Annotated in this window: 7 protein-coding genes and 1 pseudogene; 5 read left to right on the top strand and 3 right to left on the bottom strand. The window is 69.0% G+C overall.

The genetic code is table 11. The features are described 5' to 3' along the window. Positions 1-152: 152 nt before the first annotated feature. A pseudogene (locus ACIBJF_RS42970) lies at positions 153-350 on the top strand (hypothetical protein); the annotation flags it as partial. An 81-nt stretch (positions 351-431) separates the two neighbouring features. Here the strand turns inward: ACIBJF_RS42970 and ACIBJF_RS42965 are convergent. Continuing rightward, the gene (locus tag ACIBJF_RS42965) at positions 432-1,283 is read right to left on the bottom strand and encodes a class I SAM-dependent methyltransferase (RefSeq protein ID WP_399182495.1); all 852 of its coding nucleotides are present in this window, start codon (positions 1,281-1,283) and stop codon (positions 432-434) included. A gap of 284 nt (positions 1,284-1,567) precedes the next feature. Here ACIBJF_RS42965 and ACIBJF_RS42960 point away from each other — a divergent pair, with 284 nt between their 5' ends. The 4 genes from ACIBJF_RS42960 (at position 1,568) to ACIBJF_RS42945 (ending at position 5,762) form a co-directional block, all read left to right on the top strand. Continuing rightward, positions 1,568-2,305, top strand: coding sequence for a dienelactone hydrolase family protein (locus ACIBJF_RS42960; RefSeq protein ID WP_399182493.1), 738 nt, complete (start codon positions 1,568-1,570; stop codon positions 2,303-2,305). Between the two features lie 534 nt (positions 2,306-2,839). Beyond that, positions 2,840-3,973, top strand: coding sequence for a tyrosine-type recombinase/integrase (locus ACIBJF_RS42955; protein WP_399182491.1), 1,134 nt, complete (start codon positions 2,840-2,842; stop codon positions 3,971-3,973). Further along, positions 3,970-4,296: a helix-turn-helix domain-containing protein gene (locus tag ACIBJF_RS42950; protein WP_399182489.1), complete on the top strand. Its 327-nt coding sequence runs from the start codon at positions 3,970-3,972 to the stop codon at positions 4,294-4,296. The genes ACIBJF_RS42955 and ACIBJF_RS42950 overlap by 4 nt, the downstream gene beginning before the upstream one ends. Then, positions 4,293-5,762, top strand: coding sequence for a hypothetical protein (locus tag ACIBJF_RS42945; protein WP_399182487.1), 1,470 nt, complete (start codon positions 4,293-4,295; stop codon positions 5,760-5,762). Before ACIBJF_RS42950 ends, ACIBJF_RS42945 begins: the two co-directional genes overlap by 4 nt. A 79-nt stretch (positions 5,763-5,841) precedes the next feature. Here ACIBJF_RS42945 and ACIBJF_RS42940 read toward each other — a convergent pair whose 3' ends face one another. Continuing rightward, positions 5,842-6,618 carry a hypothetical protein gene (locus ACIBJF_RS42940; RefSeq protein WP_399182485.1) on the bottom strand — a complete coding sequence of 259 codons (777 nt, stop codon included), beginning with the start codon at positions 6,616-6,618 and terminating at the stop codon, positions 5,842-5,844. Between the two features lie 173 nt (positions 6,619-6,791). Then, complete coding sequence (locus ACIBJF_RS42935) at positions 6,792-6,962, bottom strand: hypothetical protein (RefSeq protein WP_399182483.1); 171 nt, start codon at positions 6,960-6,962, stop codon at positions 6,792-6,794. Between the last annotated feature and the right edge of the window lie 912 nt (positions 6,963-7,874).

Genomic DNA, 7,874 nt, shown 5'->3' with positions numbered 1-7,874 from the left:
ACTCACCGTCGTACAGCAGTACATCGAGCGGCAGCAGCGCCCCGTGAGCTGAGGTCACCAGTGCGGACCCGTGCCCCTGGTGCGGGTCACCCCTACTTTGAGATGGCCTTCACCATCCGGCCTGAAGACCGGAGCACTAGCCAAGATCAAAGGTAGACCACGCCAACGGCCGCGCCTTCGCGTGAGTGGACGACGAACAGAGCGACCCGGGCCAGGCGTACGTGACCACCCACCATCGCGCACGTGGCCTTCTGCACCACGTCAACCCGCGGATCGGCCTGCGCGAGGATGACTTCCGGGCTCTTGCCGACTTCGCCCGGTGTTTGGGTACTTCACAAGCCACCGGCTGAGCCTGTCCTCAGCCCATCGAGCAGCTCTGCCCCGGCTCCGTGATCATTGCGGGACAGCCCTTCAGGGAACCAGGAGGCGCTCTACCGGCGGACCGCCGAGATCAGTCCGCCGGGCCGTTCCTCACGCTGCGGCGGGGTGCTGATCGGGCGGCCGTAGGCGGCAGCGCACTCGCGCAGGGTGTGGCTGCCGGCCTCCCAGCCGTGCCCGGCCAGCCAGCCCACCGGATCGTCGGGCATCTCCGAAACCCACATGGACGCCGCCGATCCCGGCACGGCGTCCACGCTGAAGCGCTCGATCACGCCGCGCGAGCCCAACGTCAGCCCCATCCGACTGCCTGCCGCCGACTGCGTGCTGATCCGGGCCAGCAGCAGCTCCACCGCGTCCTCGGGCAGATAGATCAGCAGTCCTTCGGCGATCCACACGGTCGGGACCGCCGGGTCGTGCCCTGCGGCGGCCAGCGCGGCTGGCCAGTCCTCACGCAGATCCACCGCGACCGTGATCCGCTCGCAGCGTGCGACGGCCCGCTCCTGGCGCAGCACCGAAGCCTTGAAGTCCAGTGGCGCGGCGGTGTCGACCTCGAACAGCCGGGTGCCCTCGGGCCAGTCCATCCGGAAGGCCCGACTGTCCATGCCGGCGCCGAGCAGCACGACCTGTCGGATCCCGGACGCGGAGGCCTGCTGCAACAGGTCGTCGAGGAACTTCGTCCTGATGACGATGGAGAACGCCACGCCCATCCAGCGGCGTCGCGCGGCCTCGTCACCGGGCAACGGCGGCGAGGAGGGCCCCAGGCCGCCGGCGGTGGCGAAGGGCTGTGTCAGTGGGTCGCGGAACAGCGCGTTCTCCCGCTCGGTCTCCAGCGCCCGCACCCTGGCCACCCCTACCGCCGTGGCCCACACCCCCGACGGCTGCACCCGCTCCTGCTCATCAGTCACCGTGCCAGCCTAGTGCTGTCCCGTAATGTTCTTCTTTGCAGGCCCAAGCCGACAGGTTCGCGGATTCTCGGGGTGGAATCGCGGGGAACCGGAGGGGGACGTGGCGCCCGCTGGCGGAGTAGCCGACGGGTTGGGGTGTGACCGAGGTACGCGCCAAAGGGGCAACGAAATGATCTTGAAGCCCTGAGGGCTCGGCCCCCGCATTTCAGAGGGACACGCGCGCTGTTCTGCCAGCGGCAGAACATCGGCCAGGCCGGGCTCGACGATCACTACAGTCCAGTCTCATGACGGCGATTACGACGCGTACGGTCGAGTACCCGGCCGACGGTTTGACGATGATCGGGCACCTCGCGCTCCCGGCCGGTGTCGACCGCCGGCCCGCAGTGCTGCTCGGACCAGAGGGCACGGGGCTCAGCGACGTCGAGCGCCGCCGGGCCGATGCTCTCGCCGAGCTGGGATATGTAGCGCTGGCCTTCGACCTTCACGGCGGGCGCTATTTGGGTGACCCCGAGGAGATGCTGGCCCGTTGCATGCCACTGCTCGCTGATCCCGACCGGATGCGGGGCATCGGCCATGCGGCGCTCGACGTGTTGCGCACCGAACCGCGGACCGACCCCGACCGGATCGCCGCCGTCGGTTACGGCACCGGGGGTGCCATTGGGCTGGAACTCGGGCGCGACGGCGTCAGCCTGCGCGCGATCGGGACAGTCAACGCACTGACCACGGGCCGACCGGGCGAGGCGGCGCGCATCCGCTGCCCGGTGTGGGCCGGGGTCGGGTCGGAAGACCCGATCATGCCGCCCTCGCAACGGGACGCATTCACAGCCGAGATGCAGGCCGCGGGCGTCGACTGGCGCCTCACGGTCTACGGCGGCGCCTTGCACGCCTTCCACCACCCGCCGGTCGACCACACCGTGCGCCCCGGCGTCGGCTACCACCCACGGCACGCGCAGCGCGCCTGGCGCGACGTCGTCGACCTGCTCGCCGAGTGCCTGCCCGTGACGGAGGATCTGGGGGCATGACCCAGGTAAGCATGCCGGCGCCGGGCCTGGTCGGCGTCGGACACTGACCGTCCCCTCCCCTCAAGTCCGCACAGCAGAACCGCATTCGGGCGGATGCTCGATCGCGGAGACGCGTTCGCAACGGCCGCAGCAAACGCCGGATTTACTGCGGCAGAGCCCCTGCCGTGATCACCGCGACCGGCGGCGGACCAATCCAGCCGCCGGGGCGAGGTGTACGCATTTACTGCGGCTTCACTGTGCTGACCACGTGCGAAGTCGCATCAAGATCAACTCATCGCCCCTTTGGTGCGTATCTCGGAAGCGGCGCGAATCGCATCTGATGCGAACTGGCGCCGCCTTGCGCCGTGCTGGCCGGGCGGACGTCGAGAAGCCGCTGATCAGCGGATGGAGGGTCCATCGTGTACTTGCCGAGACGGTAGCGGACCGACTGTGTCTTTGTCGTTCCGCTTCACTCAATCGGATGACTGACCTGCTGTTCCGCTTCGGGCTTCGCATCTGATGCGAGATTCTCGCGCCGGATGCGATCTACGGAGCGTGACGGATTTGGCGGGCAAGGACGGGACGGCACCGGGGGCTGCGCGGTTGCACCTGGCCGACGGGGTGCCACTGCTGCGGCCGGAGGAGCAGGTCTTCGAGGCGATGCTGGACGGCTGGCGCAACCAGCAGCTGGCCCGGAATCTCGCGTTGTCGACCATCAACGGCCGTGAGCGGAAGGTCCGGGCGTTTGCGGCGCACGCGGAGGCCTTCCCGTGGAACTGGTCCTCGACGTTGGCGGACGAGTGGTTCGGGGACCTGAGGGCGGTCCGCGGCTACGTCCGTTCGACGCTGCGCGGCTACCAGGAGGCCGTGCGGCTGTTCTGCGACTACGGCACCGATCCCGCCTATGGCTGGGCGGCTGAGTGCGAACGGCGCTTCGGTACCCATCCGATCCAGGTGTGTCATGAGTGGAACACCGCCGTGCACATGCAGGAGTGCGAGGCTGAGGCCCCTAAACGGGCCTTCACCCGGGACGAGTTGCAGGCGTTCTTCGACCACGCCGACGACGAGGTGAGCCGGGTCCGAGGCCGGGGCCGCAAGGGTTGGCTGCCCGCCTTCCGTGACGCGATGCTCTTCAAGACCGCGTACGCCTACGGACTGCGGCGCAACGAGACGCGGATGCTGGACACGGCCGACTTCGGCCGCAACCCCGAAGGGACGGAATTCGGCGAGTTCGGCGTCTGCTACGTCCGCCACGGCAAGGCAAAGAAGGGCTCGCCCCCGAAGCGCCGCAGCGTACTGACCGTGTGGGAGTGGTCGGCCGAGATCCTCGACCAGTGGGTCAGCGAGGTGAGGCCCGCGATGCGGCACGCGGACGGGCCCGCTTTGTGGCCGTCCGAACGCGGCCGGCGGGTCGGCCTGCAACGGCTCGACTCCCGCTTCGCCGCCTACCGCGACGATCTCGGCCTGGATGCGGTCCTGGACTTCCACTCGCTGCGAAGGTCGTACGTCACCCACCTGATCGAGGACGGCTGGGACCCGCTGTTCGTCCAGCAGCAGGCCGGCCACGACCACGCCTCCACCACCTCCATCTACACCTGCGTGTCCTCCGACTTCCGCACGCGCACCCTGCGGCGGGCCCTGGACGCCACCATCGATGCCGCGCTCAAGCCCACGAGGAGGGCCCGATGAAACGCCAGGTCAGCTACCAGTGGCGGCTGCGCGAGCGGATGGCCGCCGCCGGGATGTTCACCACCAGCGAGCTCGCTCCGCCGCTCGCTGAGCGGGGCATCAACCTTTCCCTCTCCCAGGTCCACCGCCTGGTCACCGGCACCCCCGAGCGGCTGTCGCTGCCGGTGCTGGCCGCGCTCTGCGACATCTTCGAGTGCACCCCGGCCGACCTGATCGCCACCAAGGCTGAGAACGCCGCCGTCCGCAAGGTCGCCACCGGCGATGCGGTGATCGACCTGTCGGCGGTCCGTCCCAAGCGCGCCCGCATCCGGCCCGAGGGGTGAGCCGCACCCGCGTCCGCGCCGAGGACCTGTTCTGCGCGCGCTGCCATCGGGCCGTGCGTCTCGGGGCGGCGCACTGGCCCGAGGGCTACCTCTGCCCGCGCTGCTACGACCATGCGCTGGAGACCTACGGGACCTGCACCGGTTGCGGCACTGAGCGGCTGACTCCCGGCCTCGCGTCGGACGGCGGCAAGCTCTGCACCGACTGCGCCGGCGGCCTCGGAGACTTCACCTGCGAACGGTGCGGACGAGAGGCCAGGCGCTACCGGCGCGGAGTCTGCGGCCAATGCGTGCTGGCCGAGCGCCTTGGCGAACTCCTCGACGACGGCACCGGCTCCATCCGGGCCGAACTCCTCCCGCTCTTCGACGCTCTGCGGCAAATGCGCCGCCCGAAGGGCGCCCTGACCTGGACCAGCAAGCCCCACGTCCAGCGGAACCTACGGGCCCTGGCCCGCGGCGAAGTCCCGTTCACCCACGAGGGTCTGAGCCGGCTCACCCCCTGGCGTTCAGTGGCCTACCTGCGTGATCTGCTCATCCAGGCCGGGGTCCTGCCACCTGCCGACCGGCAGTTGCTGCTGTTCCAGCGATGGCTCGCCGAGAAGCTGCCCGCCAACGACAATGCCGGGCACCGGCAGTTGCTGGAGCTCTTCGCCGCCTGGCACGTCCAGCGCCGCCTCAACACCCTGGCCGGCCGCGGCCCGCTCACTGGCAAGCAGGTCCAGCAGGCCCGCAACGAGATCCACCTCGCGACCGCCTTCCTCGATCATCTTGCCGAGCGTGGACGGTCTCTCGCCGACTGCACGCAGGCCGATGTCGATGCTTGGTACGCCGGCGGCTACACCGCCCGGCGCCTCACCCACGCCTTCCTGCGGTGGGCGATGCGGTCCAAACGCATGCCGAAGGCCGCTGTCCCGCACCGCTCCACAAGCAATCCCGCCCCGCTCGCCCAGCACCAGCGGCTCGCGCTGCTGCGACAACTCGTGAACCGCGACGACGTGCCGCTCCAGGACCGCGTTGCCGCCCTGCTCGTCCTTCTCTACGCACAGCCGCTCACTCGGATTGCCCGGCTTGGCACCGACGACGTCCTACACAAGGCCGGCGAGGTCCTGGTCCGGCTCGGCGACCCGCCGTCGCCTGTTCCGGCCCCCTTCGCCGGGATGCTGCTGGACTACCTGGGGCAGCGGCCGAACACCATGACCGCGGCCAATCCGGACGCCCGATGGCTCTTCCCCGGCCGCCGGGCGGGACAGCCGATGACCCCGGAAACTCTGGGACTCCGACTCCGCCAGCTGGCCTTCCCGACCCAGCGAGGACGCACCGCGGCGATCCGCCACCTCGTCCTCCAGGCCCCTGCTCCGGTAGTCGCCCGAATGCTCGGCTACCACGACGACACCACCGCCCAACTCGCCGCCGAGGCCGGAGGAACCTGGCGTCACTACACCTCTGGCGACCACTCACGGTCACCATGAGCACTCAACAGCTGAGGAATACGCGACTCCCGATTACGCGAGGTCGCCAGTTCTGTACCCCCGGGTTCGGGACTGCCGATCAGGCTTGGGTAGGCTCTGGCCCGAATCGGTGGGGGTGGGCTGCTCTGACGTACTTCAGTGCGGTCGTGTCGGAGATCCCGAAGACGCGCATCAGGTGCACGGGGTCGGCAGTTTCGTGTGCCTCATCGAGCAGCCGGTCGATGCGGAGCCTCCGGGGCTGGATACCGAGCCTTCTGAACACCAACCGCAGCCCATCCTTGGAAACCGGAGGGCCGTTGGGGTCGACCGCGGTGACCTGCGTGACGATCAGGTGCGGATTGGTGCTGCGGGGCCAGCGCTCAGCCCGTGCGCGAAGCCAGTCGCTCAGGAGCTTCATGGTCAGTTCGTCGAGATAGACGACGTGATCACCGAAGCGGCGGCGGACGACCAAGCGCCCTGCCGGACGGTCGAGGCCGGTCAGGAGCTGATGGCGGATCTCCTGTGGCCCCAGCGCGTGGATGGCCACCAAAGCAACGACGACCTTCGCCATCGCGGTCGGTGCCTTGTCCAGCAGACCCACGAGCCGGTCCGACGGGATGCGCCGGGGTGCGTTGACGGTGGAGGCCACGGAGACACCGCGGGCTGGATCGCGGAAGATCACGCGCTCGCGTTTCAATGCGCGGAAGAGCGATCGCAGGCTTGCGGGGAGCGAACGGGCTTGTTCTCCCGTGCGGCTGCTGAGTATGTCCTCGATGTCCTTCTGGGTGATCTCACGGAGACTGCTGACCCGCTGGCCCCACTGATGCAGGGCCGGGACGTTGTAGTGCGCATAGCGACGGATGGTGACCCAGTTCATCGTGAGGGAAGGCTTGCGGCCTTCTCCGCGGAGCACGCGGACCCAGGCGGCGATGCGGGATGGCCAGGCCGGTGTCCCGGTAGCCGCCGTCGGCGCACGGTGGCGTTGCCGACGGCGGCCTTCATGCTGGACGGTTCCCACGCTATGCAGACCCCGGTACGTGGATCTGGATATTACGGGGCCTCTGGATACTCAGGGCGCTTCCGCTTGAGCTTGGCCAAGTCACTGAGGTCGATCCCGGTAGCCTTGGAGTACTGCTTGGCCCAGTCGGCGACGGCTTGCCGGAAGAGGTAGTCGGGCCAGGGCGCCACCGGTCCCTCGCCTCGCTTCCGTAGCTTGGCCACGGCCGCCCGTCCAGCTCTTGATCCCCACAGTGCCGGGCCAGCAGGATCGCCTGGGCAAGCCGTGCCGGCTCGTTGTTGGTCGGTGCGAAGGACCAGACGCTGTCGCGGTGAACGTGGGTATCCGCCAGCAGGAGCAGGCCTAGGTCATGGCGGTCGCGGCCGAAGTGCAAGGAGGGACGCCCGTACTCGGTGACGGCGGCAGTGGCCTCCCTCGCCAGAGGGCTCACACTCGCCGGCCAGGGGTAGCAGGCACCCGGGGGGATGTTGGTTGGGTTCGCCTCGCCGGATGGCGCGGTGTGGTCGATCCGGACGCTCATTCCGCCGGAGCTGTTCATCCGGTCACGGAGGGCAGTGTCGTAGGTGACGACCATCCAACCGAAAACTGCCCGGTCGTAGCGGTCTTTCCAGATCGAGAGGGTGGAGTGCAGGTCTCCCCGGGCGAACGTGAGGTTGCCGCCGACCACACTGGCAGGAGCCATCCCGAGCAACTGGGCAAACTCATCCGCCATCTTGCGCATCGTCCAGGGCCGGGCCGCGAAGGCATGGCAAGCGCTGACTAACGACGTGACCTGCGAACTCTCTCCACCAGCTGCCCCGCGCAGGACAGCAACCCGTGATCGAGTACGGGACAGCGCTCAAAGTCGAGGACGCCCAGTTCCGTGTCCCGGCGGCAATGGGCAGACCGGCACCTGCTGCCGAAGCGCCCCCACCGCCTGTTCCCGGATCACCGGTCGGCATCGCCCGCTGTTCTTCACTGCCCAGCGTGACGCCGGAGAGAGCGTTGCTGTGCTCCGGCGCGGGGACGACACGGCACAGTGAGTGTGCATATAGCCCGTCCGGACGACGCCGCGACGACACGGGCCTCGACGTGCGAGGAGAACGCACACGACGCCCACGACGGCGCTGACGAGG

The sequence above is a fragment of the Streptomyces sp. NPDC050743 genome, assembly GCF_044456925.1.
Taxonomy (GTDB): Bacteria; Actinomycetota; Actinomycetes; order Streptomycetales; family Streptomycetaceae; genus Streptomyces.
Note: the sequence above shows the minus strand (reverse complement) of the source record. Positions and strands in the feature narration are given on the sequence as shown.

What these genes read in the sequence shown, in the direction of transcription:
- ACIBJF_RS42960 (WP_399182493.1), top strand. Translation starts at nt 1,568, where the DNA reads ATGACGGCGATTACGACGCGTACGGTCGAGTACCCGGCCGACGGTTTG.
- ACIBJF_RS42940 (WP_399182485.1), bottom strand. Translation starts at nt 6,618, where the DNA reads ATGAACTGGGTCACCATCCGTCGCTATGCGCACTACAACGTCCCGGCC.
- ACIBJF_RS42950 (WP_399182489.1), top strand. Translation starts at nt 3,970, where the DNA reads ATGAAACGCCAGGTCAGCTACCAGTGGCGGCTGCGCGAGCGGATGGCC.